Below are 219 nucleotides of genomic sequence, written 5' to 3'. Positions count from 1 at the left end.
CTTCCTCGCGGTTCTGCTGGGCTGCTCGGCGGCTGAAAGCGGTGCGAACCGTGCCTTCTGGTGCGATCAGAAATTCGACGATCTGATCACCAAAGCGCGTCAATCGAGCGATCAGGCCGAGCGCACCAAGCTCTATGAACAGGCTCAGGAAGTCTTCAAGGAGCAGGCGCCGTGGGACACCATCGCCCACTCGACCGTGTTCATGCCGATGTCGACCAA

General features: G+C 59.8%; 1 pseudogene. It reads left to right on the top strand.

The window, feature by feature from the left end:
• Positions 1 to 219: pseudogene (locus B3D39_RS14705) on the top strand (ABC transporter substrate-binding protein); the annotation flags it as partial.

This window comes from Thioclava sp. UBA3469, from assembly GCF_002378135.1.
Classification (GTDB): Bacteria; Pseudomonadota; Alphaproteobacteria; order Rhodobacterales; family Rhodobacteraceae; genus Thioclava; species Thioclava sediminum.
The sequence above is the reverse complement of the archived record's forward strand: the minus strand, read 5'-3'. Positions and strand labels throughout refer to the sequence as shown.